The 17,608-nt window shown below is 67.5% G+C and carries 15 protein-coding genes; 8 read left to right on the top strand and 7 right to left on the bottom strand.

The window, feature by feature from the left end; genetic code table 11:
- The first annotated feature begins 3 nt into the window (after window positions 1-3).
- The 3 genes from SriyCCGPB3_RS01310 (at window position 4) to SriyCCGPB3_RS01300 (ending at window position 3,143) form a co-directional block, all read left to right on the top strand.
- Window positions 4-1,371: a leucyl aminopeptidase family protein gene (locus SriyCCGPB3_RS01310; RefSeq protein ID WP_350259760.1), complete on the top strand. Its 1,368-nt coding sequence runs from the start codon at window positions 4-6 to the stop codon at window positions 1,369-1,371.
- 135 nt (window positions 1,372-1,506) lie between these two features.
- Window positions 1,507-2,610 (top strand): catalase family peroxidase, encoded by a 1,104-nt coding sequence (locus SriyCCGPB3_RS01305; protein ID WP_110710788.1) that lies wholly within the window; start codon window positions 1,507-1,509, stop codon window positions 2,608-2,610.
- Window positions 2,607-3,143, top strand: a complete 537-nt coding sequence (locus SriyCCGPB3_RS01300; protein ID WP_012509795.1) for a cytochrome b — start codon at window positions 2,607-2,609, stop codon at window positions 3,141-3,143. The genes SriyCCGPB3_RS01305 and SriyCCGPB3_RS01300 overlap by 4 nt, the downstream gene beginning before the upstream one ends.
- Before the next feature lie 626 nt (window positions 3,144-3,769).
- Here the strand turns inward: SriyCCGPB3_RS01300 and SriyCCGPB3_RS01295 are convergent.
- The 4 genes from SriyCCGPB3_RS01295 to SriyCCGPB3_RS01280 are packed head-to-tail and all read right to left on the bottom strand — an operon-like array spanning window position 3,770 to window position 7,265.
- On the bottom strand, window positions 3,770-4,372 hold the full coding sequence (locus tag SriyCCGPB3_RS01295) for a response regulator transcription factor (RefSeq protein ID WP_014035676.1): 603 nt from the start codon (window positions 4,370-4,372) through the stop codon (window positions 3,770-3,772).
- Window positions 4,369-5,583, bottom strand: coding sequence for a sensor histidine kinase (locus tag SriyCCGPB3_RS01290; protein ID WP_153856759.1), 1,215 nt, complete (start codon window positions 5,581-5,583; stop codon window positions 4,369-4,371). Before SriyCCGPB3_RS01290 ends, SriyCCGPB3_RS01295 begins: the two co-directional genes overlap by 4 nt.
- A gap of 6 nt (window positions 5,584-5,589) precedes the next feature.
- Complete coding sequence (locus tag SriyCCGPB3_RS01285; protein WP_049399875.1) at window positions 5,590-6,372, bottom strand: ABC transporter permease; 783 nt, start codon at window positions 6,370-6,372, stop codon at window positions 5,590-5,592.
- Window positions 6,369-7,265 (bottom strand): ABC transporter ATP-binding protein, encoded by an 897-nt coding sequence (locus tag SriyCCGPB3_RS01280; RefSeq protein WP_350259759.1) that lies wholly within the window; start codon window positions 7,263-7,265, stop codon window positions 6,369-6,371. The genes SriyCCGPB3_RS01285 and SriyCCGPB3_RS01280 overlap by 4 nt, the downstream gene beginning before the upstream one ends.
- A 202-nt stretch (window positions 7,266-7,467) precedes the next feature.
- Here SriyCCGPB3_RS01280 and SriyCCGPB3_RS01275 point away from each other — a divergent pair, with 202 nt between their 5' ends.
- The 4 genes from SriyCCGPB3_RS01275 (at window position 7,468) to SriyCCGPB3_RS01260 (ending at window position 12,021) form a co-directional block, all read left to right on the top strand.
- Window positions 7,468-8,721, top strand: a complete 1,254-nt coding sequence (locus SriyCCGPB3_RS01275) for an efflux RND transporter periplasmic adaptor subunit (RefSeq protein WP_350259758.1) — start codon at window positions 7,468-7,470, stop codon at window positions 8,719-8,721.
- Window positions 8,722-8,823: 102 nt separating this feature from the next.
- Window positions 8,824-9,513 carry an ABC transporter ATP-binding protein gene (locus SriyCCGPB3_RS01270; protein ID WP_071229387.1) on the top strand — a complete coding sequence of 230 codons (690 nt, stop codon included), beginning with the start codon at window positions 8,824-8,826 and terminating at the stop codon, window positions 9,511-9,513.
- Window positions 9,514-9,527: 14 nt separating this feature from the next.
- The gene (locus SriyCCGPB3_RS01265; protein ID WP_032128170.1) at window positions 9,528-10,685 is read left to right on the top strand and encodes an ABC transporter permease; all 1,158 of its coding nucleotides are present in this window, start codon (window positions 9,528-9,530) and stop codon (window positions 10,683-10,685) included.
- A gap of 13 nt (window positions 10,686-10,698) precedes the next feature.
- Window positions 10,699-12,021, top strand: coding sequence for an ABC transporter permease (locus SriyCCGPB3_RS01260; protein ID WP_350259757.1), 1,323 nt, complete (start codon window positions 10,699-10,701; stop codon window positions 12,019-12,021).
- A 73-nt stretch (window positions 12,022-12,094) separates the two neighbouring features.
- Here SriyCCGPB3_RS01260 and SriyCCGPB3_RS01255 read toward each other — a convergent pair whose 3' ends face one another.
- On the bottom strand, window positions 12,095-12,394 hold the full coding sequence (locus SriyCCGPB3_RS01255; RefSeq protein WP_180855227.1) for a YrhB domain-containing protein: 300 nt from the start codon (window positions 12,392-12,394) through the stop codon (window positions 12,095-12,097).
- Between the two features lie 357 nt (window positions 12,395-12,751).
- Here SriyCCGPB3_RS01255 and SriyCCGPB3_RS01250 point away from each other — a divergent pair, with 357 nt between their 5' ends.
- Entirely contained in the window at window positions 12,752-15,577 is a 2,826-nt protein-coding gene (locus SriyCCGPB3_RS01250; protein ID WP_350259756.1) for a TonB-dependent receptor, read from the top strand.
- A 155-nt stretch (window positions 15,578-15,732) separates the two neighbouring features.
- Here SriyCCGPB3_RS01250 and rarD read toward each other — a convergent pair whose 3' ends face one another.
- Entirely contained in the window at window positions 15,733-16,632 is a 900-nt protein-coding gene (rarD, locus tag SriyCCGPB3_RS01245; protein ID WP_110710780.1) for an EamA family transporter RarD, read from the bottom strand.
- Complete coding sequence (gene yedA / locus SriyCCGPB3_RS01240; protein WP_110710779.1) at window positions 16,629-17,534, bottom strand: drug/metabolite exporter YedA; 906 nt, start codon at window positions 17,532-17,534, stop codon at window positions 16,629-16,631. The genes rarD and yedA overlap by 4 nt, the downstream gene beginning before the upstream one ends.
- Between the last annotated feature and the right edge of the window lie 74 nt (window positions 17,535-17,608).

Here is a 17,608-nt window from a genome sequence, read left to right as displayed (position 1 = left end):
CGCATGAGCGAGATCACTGGTTTCACTGCCGACACCGCCGCAGCACTGCCGCTGTACGTGCTGGACCGCGAGCAGTTCGCGTCCTGGAAGGACGGCCAGCCGGCCGCCACCCAGGCATGGCTGGCGTCGCAGGGCTTCACCGCCGGTGCCTTCACCACGGTATTGCTGCCCGGCGCCGATGGCCTGGCCGGTGCGGTGATCGGCGTGGGTGATCGCGCCGATGCCTACAGCTACTCGCATGCCCCGCACGCGCTGCCGGAAGGCAGCGTGTGGCAGCTGGCCAGCGAACTGCCGGCCGCCGAACTGGCGCTGCTGCAGCTGGGCTGGGGCCTGGGCAGCTACCGCTTCGATCGCTACCGCAAGCGCCACCGTGCACCGGCACGCCTGGTGGCTGAGCCGACCGGCGAAGTGGCCGACCTGATCGCCGCCAGCCTGCGCGTGCGCGACTGGGTCAACACCCCGACCGAAGACATGGGTCCGCAGCAGCTGGAAGACGCCGCGCGCGCGCTGGCCGATGCACATGGTGCGCAGGTCGATGCGATCACCGGCGATGAACTGCTGAAGCAGAACTTCCCGGCCATCCACGCCGTGGGCCGCGCCTCGCACCGCGCACCGCGCCTGGTCGTGCTGCGCTGGGGCAAGGACACCGATCCGGCGCTGGTGCTGGTCGGCAAGGGCGTGTGCTTCGATACCGGCGGCCTGGACATCAAGCCCGCCGACGGCATGCGCAACATGAAGAAGGACATGGGCGGTGCGGCACACGCGCTGGCCCTGGCCGGCCTGGTGATGGCGCGCGGCCTGCCGGTGCGGCTGACCCTGCTGGTGCCGGCAGTGGAAAACGCGATCGGACCGGATGCCTTCCGCCCGGGCGAAGTGATCGCCACCCGCAAGGGCCTGAGCGTGGAGATCGACAACACTGACGCCGAAGGCCGCGTGATCCTGTGCGATGCGCTGACCTTCGCCAGCGAGCAGAAACCGGACCTGGTGCTGGACTTCGCCACCCTCACCGGCGCCGCGCGCATTGCGCTGGGCCCGGACCTGCCGGCGCTCTTCAGCAACGACGACAGCGTGGCCCAGCAGTGGCTGCAGGCCGGCGACGCGACACGCGACCCGGTCTGGCGCATGCCGCTGTGGCGCCCCTACCTGCGTTACCTGAGCAGCGGCATCGCCGACCTGGCCAACGCCGGTTCGCGCATGGCCGGCTCGGTGACCGCCGCGCTGTACCTGGAGCGTTTCCTGGAAGACGGCCAGCGCTGGGCGCACCTGGACGTGTACGCCTGGAACGACGGCGAACGCCCGGGCCGTCCGGCCGGTGGCGAAGCGCTGGCGCTGCGTTCGGCGTGGGCGATGCTGAAGCAGCGCTACAGCTGATCGGGTGGGTGCCGACCTTGGTCGGCACGCCGTCCCCGGCAAACTTGACGAAAAATTGAATACCGGGCCTGGAAGGGTTCTGCGAGGATGTGTGGGTCGACCACCCACACGCTCCGTGAAGGCAGGACTCCGACCATGTCGCTCTTCCGCTACACCCGCGCTGGCCAGACGCCGGGCGCACCGCGCAGGCATTCGCCGCTGCCCTGGATCGCACTGATCGCACTCATTCTGGGTGCGGTGGCGCTGGCCTTCGCCTGGCTGGCCGGCTGGATTGGCGACCGCCTGACCGCGCAGCGCTTCACCGACACCATCGAAGCTACCGGCCCCGCCCATCCCGGGTTCCGTCGTGCGCACAGCAAGGGCATCTGCGTAAGCGGTTGGTTCGAACCCAGTGCGCAGGCCCCTACCCTGTCCAGCGCCCGCGTGTTCTCGCAGTCACGCGTACCGGTGATGGGCCGCCTGTCGATCGGCGGCGGCGATCCCTACGGCGCCGACAACACCGCACGCGTACGCAGCCTCGCGGTGCAGATGGTCAGCGATGATGGCCAGGAATGGCGCATGGCGATGAACAGCTTCCCGTTCTTCGCCGTGCCCAACGCCGAGGCGTTCTACGAGCAGACGCGCGCCGCCATCCCCGACCCGGCCACCGGCAAGCCCGACCCGCAGAAGATGGCCGCCGTACTGGCCAGGTACCCCAGTGCGCAGGCTTTCCAGCAGTGGGCCAAGACGGCGCCGTGGACCAGCAGCTGGGCCGACACCACTTTCAACAGCGTCAACAGCTTCTGGTTCACCAACGCGCAGGGCCAGAAGCGCGCGGTGCGCTGGCGCTGGCAACCGCAGGCGCCGGTGGTCGAGATGGATGCGGAAACCCGCAAGCAGGCCAGCGTCGATTTCCTCAGCCAGGAACTGCAGCAGCGCCTGGCCAGCGGCCCGGTGCGCTGGAACCTGGTCGTGACCACCGCCGAGCCTGGCGATGCCATCGATGATCCGTCGGTACCGTGGCCCGAATCGCGTGATCAGGTGGTGGCCGGCGTACTCAGCCTGGACCGCATGCAGTCGCAGGAACAAGGCGCGTGCGGCCAGATCAACTTCGATCCGCTGATCCTGCCCAGTGGCGTGCGTGGCAGTGACGATCCGATCCTGGCGGCCCGCTCGGCGGTGTATTCGCAATCCTTCAACCGCCGCGAACGCGAGCGCGCCACCGGCAACGTCGAGCAACCGAAGGAGGCCGCACGATGAGCACCGGCAACGGCCACTTCAACCTGCTGGCGCGGGTGCTGCACTGGTCCATGGCACTGATGATCATCGCCATGCTGTTCATCGGCGTGACCATGGTCGCCTCGCTGCACCTGCGGCCGATGCTGATCGATCTGCATCGCCCGTTGGGCATCGCGATCGGCGTACTGGTGCTGCTGCGCCTGTACAACCGGCTGCGCCATCGCCCGCCACCGCTGCCGGCGGATCTTCCGGTGTGGCAGGTGATGGCGGCCAAGGCCTCGCACTGGATGCTGTACGCGCTGATGCTGGCGATGCCGCTGATCGGCTGGGCGATGCTGTCGGCCGGCGGTTACCCGATCGTGCTGTGGGGCGGCCTGCACCTGCCGCCGATCGTGCCGCACACCCCGGCGCTGTATGCCGCGTTGCGCAATGCGCACAGCCTGCTGGCATATGTGTTGTTCGCCACGGTGCTGATGCATGTGGGTGCGGCGCTGTTCCACCTGTGGGTGCGGCGGGATGGCGTGTTCCAGGCGATGGCGCGCGGGAAGGATTGATCGGGTTCGCCGGGCGTTCCCGGCGGATTGTTTCCGCGACCGCGGGGGGTGTCACTTTTCTTTTCGCGCGAAAAGAAAAGTAACCAAAAGAAACGCGCCGCCAGAGCGCGAGCCGGTGCTGCGCACCGGTGCCCTGTGCTTCTCGGTGAATCAGGGGACGGCGCCGAACTCGCTGCGCTCAAACACCGGCGCCTCTTCGCCCCTGATTCCCCTGCGATGCTCGGCTCGCTCAAGGCGGACCCAAGGTCAAATGCCACAGCTGCACCCAGTAGATCCACGCCATGCGTGGATGCTCTAGCTGTTGATCTTGCCCTTCAAGTCCGCCTTGAGCGAGCCGAGCACCGCAGGTCCGGCGAGGGCGAAGAGGTGCGGGTGTCTGAGCGCAGCGAGTTCCCGCGCCGTCCCTCGACGGACCGAGGAGCGCAGGGCACCGGCGTGCGCAGCACGCCGGCTCGCGGCCGGCGGAGCGTTTCTTTGGTTACTTTCTTGATGGCGCACATCCATGTGCGCCACCCTGCGGGCCGGCTACGCCGTTCCACGCTGCTCCTGCAGCGTGGTGCACGAGCAAAGAAAGTGACACCCCCCGCGGTCGCGGAAATGACATCACCGGGAAAGGCAGGCCGCCCCTACAACCACCCCTTCTGCCGCGCCAGCCGGTACGCCTCGATCCGATTGGCCACGCCCAGCTTGCCGATGCACTCGGACAGGTAGTTGCGCACCGTACCGTGCGACAACCCCAGCTGCTCGGCGATCTCGCTGGCGGTGCGGCCCTCGCCCGCCAGCCGCAGCACGCGGCGCTCACGGTCGGTCAGCGGGTCGGCCTGCGACCACGCATCCAGTGCCAGCTGCGGGTCGATCGCGCGGATGCCCTGCTTCACCTTGCGCAGGGCATCGGCCAGGTTCTCGGCCGGTGCGTCCTTCAGCAGGTAGCCCAGCACCCCCGCCTCCAGCGCGCGACGCAGGAAGCCGGCACGGGCGAAGGTGGTCACGATCACCACCTTGATCGGCAGTTCCTGGCGGGCGATGCGCTGCGCCAGTTCCAGTCCGCTCAGGCCCGGCATCTCGATGTCGGTGACCAGGATGTCCGGCTGCAGCTGCTGCAGCATCCGCCACGCGGTTTCGCCATCGGCGGCGCTGCCCAGCACTTCGATGTCCGGCTCCAGGCCGAGCAGCGCCGACAACGCACCGCGCACCATCGCCTGGTCTTCGGCCAGCAGGATGCGGATCATGCGGCACCGTCCTGCGCCAACGACGTAGGCGACAGCGGCGTAGTCGCGGCCATCAACGGCACGCGCACCGTCAGCACGGTGCCCGCCCCGCGCGGCGACTGCAGCGTCAACTGGCCACCCAGTGCTGCGGCCCGCTCACGCATGCCGCAAAGTCCATTGCCCTCGGCCTGCACGCCGCCACGGCCGTCATCGCGTATCTGCATCGCCAACTGTCGTTCCTCAAGCATGAAATCCACCTGTACCCGGGTCGCCTGCGCATGGCGCACGATGTTGGTTGCCGCCTCGCGCAGCACCAGCGCCAGGCCACGTTCCACGTCCACCGGCATCGCAGGTGGCGTCGTGTACTGCAGATGTACCTGCTGGCATTCCAGCAGCAGGCGCGCCGATGCCAGCTCGCCAGCAAGATCGCTGGCGCGGATGCCGGTCACCGCACTGCGCACCTGTGCCAGCGCTTCGCGGGCAATGTCCTCGGCCTCGCCGATCTCCTGCCGCGCGCGTGCATCACCGCGGTCGTGCAGCTTGCGCGCCAGTTCCAGCTTCAGCGTGATCAACGACAGGGTATGGCCCAGCAGGTCGTGCAGGTCGCGGCCGATACGCTCGCGCTCGGCGGTGGTGGCCAGCCGCCGCACCTCGTCCTGGGACAGCTGCAGTGCGACGTCGCGCTGCTGGCTCAGGGCCTCCACGTTCACCACCAGCCCGACGATGAACGAGACCGCCGGCATCCACACCATGGCCTGCCACGGATAACCGAAGTACAGCGCGGTGCCGCAGAACAGAAGGTTCAGCCCGGTGAGCTGCAGCAGGTACTGCCACCAGCCGCCGCGGCTGCTCATGCGGATCATCACGCAGCCGAACACGAAATAGCTCAGTCCCGAGGGATACCACGGCAGCAGTACCAGGGCCATCACGATCATGCCCAGCGCGTAGCGCCATGCATGGTGCCGTGGCGCCAGCATCACCTTGGCGTAGAACAGCAGGAACATCGGATAGCTGACCAGGGTCAGCAACAGCCAGCGCAGGGTGAAGCCGTTCCCCAGCACCGGGGTGAGGAAGATCCATACCGACCACAGCAGGTGGATCGCACCGCTCCAGGGCGATTTGCCACGTCGCAGCAGCTCGGCCACCGCCGAATCCGGTGCGGGGCGCAGCAGGGACGCAAGCCAGCTCGACGACACGGGAGAATCCAGGCGGGGACGATCGCTGCCGATCATGCCAGTTCAGCCGATCCGGCGCAGGCGACGGCGCGCCAGCAGCAGCGCGACCACCGTGACCGCCAGCAGCACCAGCAGGTGGCCGGCCACGCTGCCCACCGACGGCAGCCCGACCACCGGCAGCGCCAGCTGCGCCAGATGCCAGGTCGGCCACAGTGGGGCCATCGTCGAGAACAGCGTGGGCAGCGCCGACAGCGGCAGCCACAGGCCCGACAGCAGGGCCAGCGGCAGGTAGACCAGGTTGACCATCGCCGGTGCCGCGCTGGCACTGACATGGCTGCCGATCAGCAGGCCGATCGCCCCCAGCGGCAGCGCCGCCAGGCCCGCCACCGCCAGCAGCTGCAGCACCTGCAGGGCGTGCAGCTGCACACCACCGAGCACATGCGCCACGCCGATCAGCAGCAACGCCACCAGCAGCGCGAACATCACCGCCATCGCCAGCCGCGCCAGCAGCGGTGCCGCCGCCGGCATCGGCAGCGCGCGCTTGAGGGTCAGCAGGCCGCCTTCTCGGTCCAGCGCCAGCTGCACGCCGAAGCCGAACAGGGCCGGGGCCATCGCACCGAACACGCAGTAGGTGGCCAGCAGGTACAGCGGCGCGTGACCACGTCCGAGCAGCACGCCGAACAGCAGGTAGAACAGCACCGGGAACAGCAGCGAGGGCACCGCGAACGCCGGCGTGCGCCAGGCGCGGCGCAGTTCGGCCATCAGCTCGGCGCGGTACGGGCGCAGTGCCTGGCGCCATGCAGATGGCGGCGCGGGTGTGGTGCCGGTACGGGTCATCGTGTTCATGCGGCCTCCCGGGTCATGTCGAGGAAGGCGTCGGCCAGCGCCGCGCCCTGTACTTCCAGTTCGCGCAGCTGCGCATCGGCGGCCAGCAGGCGCGCCACTACCGGCTCGGCCGGGCTCGCCAGCAGCTGCAGGTGCTCGCCGTCGCGCTGCACGTCCTGCACGCCCGGCCACTGCTGTACGTCTTCAGCAGTCAGCACGCTGCGGCAGCGGATGCGGCGTGGCCGGTCGGCCAGGCGCAGCTCGCTCAAGGGTGCATCGGCCAGCACCCGGCCCTGCTCCAGCACCACCACCTGCTGCGCCAGCGCTTCGGCCTCCTCCAGATAATGGGTGGTCAGCAGCACGCCGCAGCCTTCGGCCACCAGCTGCCGGATTGCCTGCCACATCGCCTGCCGCGCCTGGATATCCAGGCCGGTGGTGGGCTCATCCAGGAACAGCACGCGCGGGCGGCCACAAAGGGCGATGGCGAACTGCACGGCGCGCTGCTGGCCACCGGACAGCTGGCCGTAGCGGCGGCGCGCCAGCGCCTGCAGGCCGGCACGCTGCAGCACCTCCTGCAACGGCATCGGGTCGGGATAGCAGGCGCTGGCCTGCGCCACCAGTTCGTCCACCTGCAGCATCGGCGGCAGGCTGGTGCTCTGCAGCATCACGCCCAGGCCGATACGGCTGGCGCGCTGCTGCGGGTCACCGCCAAGCAGCTCGACCTGGCCGGCGTCGGCGCGGCGCAGGCCCAACAGCACGCTGATCGCGGTACTCTTGCCGGCACCGTTGCGGCCCAGCAATGCGAGCACCTGGCCAGCGCGAACCTGCAGGTCGATGCCCTGCAGGGCGGTATGGTCGCGGTAGCGCACCTGCACCTGCTGCAGGCGGGCCAGCGACGGGGCGATCGGATCCATGGGCGGTACCGGTAGCGGGGACGTTGCCATCCTGTGCCGCCGTGGTCACGTTTCGCAGTTTCCGCCGTCAGTGTCATCGGGTGACAGCTGTCACTGCCGTCATCGCTGTGCCTGCCTTCATGCTGTGCCGCACGCTCCACCGCCGGAACCGCCGCCGTCCGCTCTTCCGGCCACACCCGCCCGAACGCCTGTGATGGAACGAATGAACGCTTCTGCCGAGCTGTTGAAGGAACTCCGTATCGACCGCAAATCGCCGCCGCCCGCCTCCGGTGGCGGTAGCAATGGCGGTGGCCGCCGCTGGCTGTGGATCGCGATCATCGTGGTCGTGCTGCTGGTCGCCGCCGCCGTCACCTTCCTGTTCGGCCGTGCGCCAGCGGTGGAAGTGGAAACCGCACCCGCCGTGGCCATCCAGCAGGGCAGCGCCAGCAGTTCGGTGCTCGATGCCAGCGGCTACGTGGTCGCCCGGCGCATGGCCACGGTCTCGGCCAAGATCACCGGCAAGGTGCGCGAGGTGATGATCGAGGAAGGCATGCGCGTGGAGCAGGGCCAGATCATGGCCACGCTGGACCCGATCGATGCCGACGCGCAGCGCAGCCTGTATGCCTCGCAGCTGCAGGCCGCACGCAGCCAGGTGGCCGGTCTGGAGGCACAGCAGAAGCAGGCCGCCGCCGAAGCCAGCCGCCTGCAGGCGCTGGTCGGCCAGCAGCTGGTGTCGCGCTCGCAGTACGACCAGGCCGTGGCCCAGCGCGACAGCCTGCGTGCCCAGCTGGATACCGCGCAGCGCAACGTCAAGGTTGCCAACGACCAGCTGGCCATCGCCGACCTGGGCGTCGATAACAACATCGTGCGTGCGCCGTTCTCCGGCGTGGTCACCGCCAAGGCCGCGCAGCCCGGCGAAATCGTCTCGCCGCTGTCGGCCGGCGGCGGCTTCACCCGCACCGGCATCGGCACCATCGTCGACATGGACTCGCTGGAGATCGAAGTCGAGGTGGGCGAAGCCTTCATCGGCCGCGTGCAGCCGAAGATGCCGGTGGAAGCCACGCTCAACGCCTATCCGGAGTGGAAAATTCCCGGCGAGGTGATCGCCATCATCCCCACCGCCGACCGCGGCAAGGCCACGGTGAAGGTGCGCGTGGCACTGAAGGTGAAGGACCCGCGCATCGTGCCGGAGATGGGCGTGCGGGTCAGCTTCCTGGAGCAGGCGCAGCCGCAGGCGGCGGCCAAACCGCAGGGCGTGCGCGTGCCGGCGGGCGCCGTGGTCCAGCGCGAGGGCGCCTCGGTGGCCTTCGTGCTGGGCGACCAGAACCGCGTGCAGCAGCGCACGGTCGTGGCCGGCCAGGCGATGGGCAAGGACCGCCAGATCCTCAAGGGCGTCAGCGCGGGTGAGTCGGTGGTGGTGAACCCGCCCGACACCCTGCGCGATGGCGCCAAGGTGCAACAGAAACAAGCGCAGTAACGGCCTGGCGCCCACGGGCGCCGCCGGCAGCACCGCTCGACGCACGCCTGCGGCCCCCGCCGTGGCGCTTCCCCGTTTCCCGCCTTCCGTGGAGAACCACCCATGTCGACCCTGGTTTCACTGCGCAACATCACCAAGACCTACCAGCGTGGCCCCGAAAAGGTGCAGGTGCTGCACGGCATCGACCTGGACATCGCCAGCGGCGACTTCGTCGCACTGATGGGCCCGTCCGGTTCGGGCAAGACCACCTTGCTCAACCTGATCGGCGGCCTGGACAACCCCAGCGGCGGCGAGATCAGCATCGAAGGCGAGCGCATCGACCAGATGAGCGGCGGCCAGCTGTCGACCTGGCGCAGCCACCACGTCGGCTTCGTGTTCCAGTTCTACAACCTGATGCCGATGCTGACCGCGCAGAAGAACGTGGAGCTGCCGCTGCTGCTGACCCACCTCAATGCCGCGCAGCGCCGCCGCAATGCCGAGATCGCGCTGACCCTGGTCGGCCTGGCCGACCGCCGCAACCACCGACCGAATGAGCTGTCCGGCGGCCAGCAGCAGCGCGTGGCGATCGCGCGGGCGATCGTCTCCGACCCGACCTTCCTGATCTGCGACGAGCCCACCGGCGACCTCGACCGCCAGTCCGCCGAGGAGATCCTCGGCCTGCTGCAGCAGCTCAACCGCGAGCATGGCAAGACCATCATCATGGTCACCCATGACCCGAAGGCCGCCGAGTACGCCACGCACACGGTGCACCTGGACAAGGGCGAGCTGGCCGACGCGCCGCTGGCCCACTGACGGAGGCCACGGCGATGAAATACTTCTCGTTGGTGTGGGCGCAGCTGTTCCGCAGCCGTACCCGCACGTTGTTGACCCTGCTTTCGGTGGTGGCCGCGTTCCTGCTGTTCGGCATGCTCGATTCGGTACGCGTGGCATTCACCTCCGGCGGCAGCGTGGAAGGCGCCAACCGGCTGGTGGTCGCCTCGCGGCTGTCGATCACCCAGTCGCTGCCGATCCGCCTGGAAGCCCAGGTGCGGCAGGTAGCCGGCGTGCGTGACGTGGCCTACGGCATGTGGTTCGGCGGCATCTACCAGGACCCGAAGAACTTCTTCCCGAACTTCTCGGTGTCACCCAACTACTTCGATGTCTACCGCGAGCTGCAGATCGATCCGGCACAGCTGGAGGACTGGAAGCAGACCCGCACCGGCGCCATCGTCGGCGAGACCCTGGCCAAGCAGTTCGGCTGGAAGATCGGCGACACCATCCCGCTGCAGGCAACGATCTTCCCGCGTGGCGGCAGCAACGACTGGCCGCTGGAGCTGAAGGGCATCTACCGCTCCAAGGACCGTGCGCTGGCCGCCAACGAAGAACGCCAGCTGATGATGAACTGGAAGTACTTCGATGAATCCAACGACTACATCAAGAACCAGGTGAGCTGGTACACAGTGACGCTGGACAATCCGGACCAGTCCTCGCGGGTGGCGCAGGCGATCGATGCGATCTCGGCCAACTCCGACCACGAGACCAAGACCCAGACCGAATCGGCGTTCCAGCAGGCCTTCGTCAAGCAGTTTGCGGACATCGGCATGATCGTCACCTCGATCATGGGCGCGGTGTTCTTCACCCTGCTGCTGTTGACCGGCAACACCATGGCGCAGGCCGTGCGCGAGCGCGTACCCGAACTGGCCACGCTGAAGACACTGGGCTTCAAGGACAGCACCGTGCTCACCCTGGTGATGGTGGAGTCGGTGCTGCTGATCGGCCTGGGCGGCCTGATCGGCATGGGCCTGGCTGCGCTGATCCTGCCGGCGATCGGGCCGAAGAGCATGGGCATGCTGCCGCCGCACGTGCCGACGCCGACCTGGCTGATGGGGCTGGGCCTGATCGTGGTGATCGGCATCATCGTCGGCCTGTTGCCGGCGCTGCGTGCCAAGCGCCTGAAGATCGTCGACGCACTGGCCGGCCGCTGAGGAGAACGCAGACATGTTCAAGAGCAAACTCAAGAAGTGGCTGGGCAACGGCGTGACGGTGCTGCTGCTGGTGATCGGCCTGGTGCTGTGGATCAGCCTGCCGTGGATCGGCGTGCTGGCCGTGGCCGTGCTGGTGGCACTGTGGCTGCTGCTGACCCGCGGTGGGCGACTGGCACTGGCCGCCACCCGCATCGGCGTGGCCAGCCTGCCGCAGCGCTGGGGTGCGTCCTCGGTGATCGTGGTCGGCATCGCTGGCGTGGTCGGCGTGCTGGTGGCGATGCTGGCGATGGGCGAAGGCTTCCAGGCCACGCTCAACAACACCGGCGATGACACCACTGCCATCGTGCTGCGCGGCGGCTCGCAGGCCGAAACCAACTCGGTCATCACCCGCGAACAGGTACCCACGCTGTCCACCCTGCCCGGCATCAGCCGCGATGCCGAAGGCCGGCCGTTGCTGTCACCGGAGCTGTCGCAGGTGGTCAACCTGGTGTCGAAGTCCGACGGCACCGACGTCAATGCGCAATTCCGCGGCGTCGGCCCGCAGGCGTGGGCGGTGCATGACAAGGTCAAGATCGTCGAAGGCCGCAAGTTCGCCACCGGCCTGCGCGAGATCGTGGTCGGCCAGGGCGCCAAGGGCCAGTTCCGCGATATGGAGGTGGGCAAGACGTTGACCCTGGGCAACCAGACCTGGACCGTTGTGGGCGTATTCGTCACCGGCGACGCGCATGATTCGGAACTGTGGACCGACGCCGACACGCTGGCCACCACCTACCAGCGCAGTGCGTGGCAGTCGATCAGCGTGCGCACCGATGGCAAGCCCGGCTTCGAGCAGTTCAAGGCCGCCGTCGCTGCCGACCCTCGCCTGAAACTGGACGTGGAAACCACCCGCGTCTACTACAGCAAGCAGGGCGGTGGCCTGACCAAGCTGATCGACATCCTCGGCAAGGTGATCGGCACCATCATGGCGGTGGGTGCGGTGTTCGGTGCGCTCAACACCATGTATGCAGCAGTGGCCACGCGCGCGCGCGAGATCGCCACCATGCGCGCGATCGGCTTCCGCGGCCTGCCGGTGGTGACGGCGGTGATGCTGGAGACGATGCTGCTGGCCTTGCTCGGCGGCCTGCTCGGTTGCGCAGTGGCATGGCTGCTGTTCAATGGCTACAGCGTGTCCACCATCGGCAGCAACTTCAGCGCAGTGGTGTTCAAGTTCCACGTATCGCCGGAACTGCTGTGGACCGGACTGAAATGGGCATTGGGCATCGGCCTGGTCGGTGGCCTGTTCCCGGCACTGCGCGCGGCACGTTTGCCCATCACCACGGCGCTGCGCGAAACCTGAGCATCACGCAGCGACAGACCGCGCATCACGCAGGGGACGGAGCGAAGGCTCCGTCCCTTTTTCGTTGCCGGTCTCAGCAATCCACGGCCGCGACATCACACGGCGGGCGCCGCTGGGCCAGATGCTGGCGAAGCGCCTCCTCCGGCGCGCACGCCGTGCCCAACGCGTGCTGCTCGCCCGTATGACGGTCGACGAAGATCGGTCCATTGCCGGCCAGCGCATCCGAGATCTCGCCGGATTGCAGGTAGCGCAGCGACTGGAAACAGAACAGCCAGCCTTCAACCACTTCATGCTCGTGCGTGATGGCAACCGGCTCATCGTCGCTGGCAAGTGCAGCCTCCACGCGGCGGCGTGCTTCTTCGAGCTGGATCATTCCTTCATCTCCTGCGTTCGACGAAATCGCGAAGAGCATTTCATGCACGCAGGCGCATCACAACGGAAGAGCACCTGCGCATCGCCGCGCTCTGCGACGTGTTGTCGCAACCACTCAAGCATGCCGGGTTCGCGCCGCTATCGATGCCTCTGCCCATCGCAAACGCAGCGCGCGTGACGCTGCGCACAGCGCATCTGTGGATTGTTGGTTGCGATTCATTTTCGCGCACATCCGTGGCGCAGAGACAAACAGTTACGAATGGAAACATTCTAGAATCGCGCCCCCCACGTTGGTTTGCAGCACCCCACGCGCCCATAGAACGGGCGCATGTTTTTCCTGAAACACGAGATTTCACGGATGTCCCTGAAAACCACTCCGCTGCGCAACGCGATCGTCATCGCGCTGGCCGCCAGCTGCACCACCCCCGCCTTCGCACAGAGCACCGGCGACGCCACCACCACCCTCGACCGCATCGAAATCACCGGCTCGCGCATCCGCCAGGCCAGTGTCGAGACCGCACAGCCGGTGATCGCGCTCAACCGCGCCGAGATCGAGAAGAAGGGCTACGTCAACGTCGCCGACATCCTGCAGGACATTCCCGCCGCAGGTTCGCCGAGCATGGGCCGCGCGTCTTCGCTGACCTCCTCGCGCGACTTCGGCGGCATGTACGTCAGCCTGCGCAACCTCGGCCCGGAACGCAGCCTGGTGCTGATCGACGGCCGCCGCATGGGCGTCAGCGCCGGCGGCTACTCCGACCTGGCCTCGATTCCGTCGGCCATCGTCGAGCGCGTGGAAGTGCTGACCGATGGCGCGTCCGCGCTGTACGGCTCGGACGCCATCGCCGGCGTGGTCAACATCATTACCCGCAAGAACTTCGACGGTGGCCAAGCCAGCGTCTATGTCGGCCAGTACGGCCAGGGTGACGGCCAGAAGCGCTCCTACAGCGCCACCTTCGGCAAGACCTTCGACCGCGGCTGGTTCACCGTGGGTGCTGAGCGCACCAAGGAAGACGAAGTGCTGGGCAAGGATCGCGAGTTCAGCCGCTATCCCAACGGCCCGCGCCACCCGACCGACAACCTGAACGGCAACACCCCGTGGGGCTACGTCACCGTCGGTGGCAAGAACCTGACCGTGGGCCCGGGCGGCGATCCGAGCCAGAAGGGCAACTTCCACGCGCCGGATCCGGCCGATGGTGCCAACAGCAAGACCAACATGAGCCTGCTGACCGGCCTGGAGCGCACCTCGGTGTTCGCCAACGGCGGCTTCTCGATCACCGACGACCTGCGCATCGTCGCCGACGCGCTGTACAGCAAGCGCGAATCGACCAAGCAGCTAGCCGGCTACCCGTACTCGGTCAGCGCCGCCCAGGCGCGCAACGGCAGCCGTGCCGCCCTGTCCAAGGACAGCACGTTCAACCTGTGGGGCCAGGATGTGCTGTTCGCGCACCGCTCCGAGGAGCTGCCGCGCGGCACCGAGAACAATCTGGAGACCAAGCGCGCCAGCATCGGCCTGGAAGGCAGCTTCGAAACCGGTTCGCGGTACTGGGACTGGAACGTCAGCTACATGTACAACCGCAATGAAGGCGAGCGCATCGGTACCGGCAGCATGTACCAGCCGCACGTCAACCAGGCCGTCGGCCCGTCCTTCATGGATGGCAACGTGGCCCGCTGCGGCTCACCGGGTGCGGTGATCGCCGGCTGCGTGCCGTGGAACCCGGCTGCGCCGATGGGTTATACCGGCCCTGGCTCGCTGAGCAACCAGGACGTACAGGACTACCTGTTCGCCCGCTTCGTCGACAAGATGAAGAGCACCACCAAGGTGGCCAGCGCCAACATCTCCGGTTCGCTGTTCACCCTGCCGGCCGGCGACATCATGGGCGCGATGGGCTTCGAGCACCGCAGCGAAGAAGCCAGCTACACGCCGGACATGCGGGTGCAGAAGGGTGAGATTACCGGCACCAGCGGCCAGCCGACGCGTGGCGACTACTCGCTCAACGAGGTCTACCTGGAGCTGCAGGTGCCGCTGCTGGCCGACCTGCCGTTCGCCCGCGAGCTGTCGCTGGACGTGGCCGGCCGCTACTCGGACTACAACAATTTCGGCTCGACCACCAACAGCAAGTTCGGCCTGAAGTGGAAGCCGATCGACAGCCTGCTGGTCCGCGCAACCTATGGCACCGGCTTCCGTGCGCCGACCGTGGATGACCTGTACGGCGGTACCGTCACCACCCGCGATTCGTTCACCGATCCGTGCGATACCTCGTTCGGTACCGCGGCCACCAGCCCGACCGTTGCTGCCCGTTGCCAGGCGCTGAAGGTGCCAGCCAACTTCCGCCAGCTCAACAGCGATGGCACCGTTGCCACCAAGCCGGGCCAGCAGTCGACCGTCGACTTCAACTCGGGTTCCAACGCAGCGCTGAAGCCGGAAACCGCCAAGACCTGGACCGTGGGCCTGGTGTACAGCCCGGACTTCGTGGCCGGCCTGGATGTCAGCCTCGACTGGTGGAAGATCCGCATCAACAACGCCATCGTCTCCGAGACCGCCAACAGCATTCTCGAGCAGTGCTATGTGCAGGGTTCGGACGCCGCCTGTGGCCGCTTCACCCGTGGCAGCAACGGCCAGGTCAACAGCCTGGACCGCTCGCTGGTCAATGCCGGTTTCCGCGAAACCGCCGGCTATGACGTCAACGTGCGTTACCGTCTGCCGGAAACCACGTTCGGCCAGTTCGCCGTCAACTGGAACACCACCTACACCGACTACCTGAAGCAGCGCAACGACAACGCCGCGACCACGCCGGTGGAGCAGCGCACCAGCTGGGGCGGCGACTTCCGCGTCCGCTCGACCTTCAACCTGGATTGGCAGTACGGCGACCTCGGCATCGGCTGGACCGCGCGCTACTACTCCAGCATGAAGGAGAAGTGCTCGTACATGGACGAGTGCAACCTGCCGGGCTTCAGTTCGTCGTACACCAGTGCATCGCCGACCAACAAGGTGGGCTCCAACACCTTCCACGACCTGCAGGTGCGCTACAGCCTGCCGTGGGATGGCACCGTGTCGCTGGGCGTGAACAACGTGTTCAACCACCAGGGTCCGATCATGTACAGCCAGCCGAACAGCAGCTTCACCTACTACGGTGGCTTCGACATCGGCCGCTTCATGTACATGAAGTATCAGCAGCGCTTCTAAGCCTGCAACCGCGTTCCCGCCACAGCCATCTCTCTCCTGGCTGTGGATGGAAGCAGAGCGGCGCCCCTCGGGGCGCCGTTCTTTTTTGGGAAGCGGGGTCGGATCCCTTCGCCCCGCGAAGGGCTCTGACCCCGTTCCATGCGACCCCGTCCTGGTCAGCGCCTTGCGGCGCGCATCGTGCGGATGTTGTCGCCGACGAACAGCACCAGGCCGGCCCAGATCGCGGCAAAGCCGATCGCCTTGGCGGTGTCGAACGCTTCGTGGAAGAAGAACACACCCAGCAGCAGCTGCAGGCTCGGCGCGATGTACTGCAGGATGCCGACCAGCGACAGCGGAATGCGTTTCACACCGTAGGCGAAGCCGATCAGCGGCACTGCGGTGACTGCGCCGCCGAAGATCAGCAGCAGGTCGTTGCGCCAGCCCCAACCATGGAAGAACGCGCCGCCGTGGCCATTCTCGGCCCAGATCGCGAAGGCCAGCGCCGGCAGGAACAGGTACATGCTTTCCACGCCCAGGCCGGCCACCGGGTCGACTGAAACCAGCTTGCGCAGCAGGCCATACAGGCCGAACGAACAGGCCAGGCCCAGCGCGATCCACGGCGGTGTGCCGGCGTCGATGGTCAGCCAGGCCACGCCCACCGCCGCCATCGCCACCGCCACCCACTGCAGGCGGCGCAGGCGTTCCTTCAGCACCAGCACGCCCAGCAGCACGTTCACCAGCGGGTTGATGAAGTAGCCCAGGCTGGTCTCGATGACATGGCCGGCGTTGACCGCCCAGATGTACAGGCCCCAGTTGAAGGCGATGGTCAGGCTCGACACCAGCAGGATCGGCAGCGCGCGCGGCTGTGCGGCGATCTTCTGCCACCAGCCCAGGCGCGAGCTGAGCAGCAGCCAGCCCAGCACCAGCACGGTGCTCCAGATGATGCGGTGGGCGATGATCTGGAACGAGGGCACCTCGTTGAGCAAGTGCCAGTACACCGGCACCAGTCCCCAGATCACGAAGGTGGAAGCGGTGACCAGCAGGCCCCGGCGTTGTTCTTTCTCATCCATGCTCATTTCTTTCTTGTCCTTGCCATCGTCAGCACCACCACACCCAGAAGAATCACCACCATCGCCAACAGGTCGCGCCAGCCGAACCGCTCACCGTTGAGCAGTGCGCCCAGCAGCACCGCGATCACCGGATTGACGTACGCGTAGCTGCCCGCCAGCGCGGGGCGCACGTTCTGCAGCAGCCACACGTAGGCGGTGAACGCGACGATGGAGCCGAACACGCACAGGTAGGCCATCGCCAGCAGGCCACCGGTATCGGGCAGCGTGGTCGGGCGCTCGCCTACCGCCAGGCCGATCAGCACCAGCAGCACGCCACCGCAGACCATCTGCCCGGCAGCGGTCATGAACGGGCCCGGCAGGTCCAGCCCACGCGCCCACACCGAACCGAAGGCCCAGCCGATCGGCGCGATCAGCAGCAGCACCAGCCCGGTCGGCGAGGCCGTCAGGCTGCTGCCGGCGTTGAGCCAGACCACGCCCAGGAAACCGATGGCGATGCCCAGCCATTCGCCCTTGCTGGCGTGCTGGCCGCGCAGCGCCGAGAACAGCGCCATCCATAGCGGCACCGAGGCCACCGCCGTGGCGGCCAGGCCCGAGGACACCTCGCGTTCGGCCAGGACCACCATGCCGTTGCCCAGCACCAGCATGGTCACGCCCATGATGACCAGGTTGCGCCATTGCCGCAGGGTCGGGTTCGGCAGCTTCCAGAACAGGCGCAGCGCAAGGAACATCAGGCCGCCGGCAATGATGAAGCGGCTGCCGGAGACCATCGTCAGCGGCAGTGCGCCGCCGTGCAGGGCCTTGGCGATGCCCAGGTAGGTCGAGCCCCAGACCACGTAGACCAGCAGCAGTGCCAGCGCGACAAGGCCACCCCGGGGGGCAGCCGCAGACGAAGAGGGGGGAGCCGACATGACACACCAGGGAGCCGGGGGAAGGCGGATTCTAGGACGTTTTGAGTATGGTCCGGGACCCCATACGGTGGCAC

The sequence above is a fragment of the Stenotrophomonas riyadhensis genome (assembly GCF_040256885.1).
GTDB classification, from domain to species: Bacteria; Pseudomonadota; Gammaproteobacteria; order Xanthomonadales; family Xanthomonadaceae; genus Stenotrophomonas; species Stenotrophomonas riyadhensis.
Note: the sequence above shows the minus strand (reverse complement) of the source record. Positions and strands in the feature narration are given on the sequence as shown.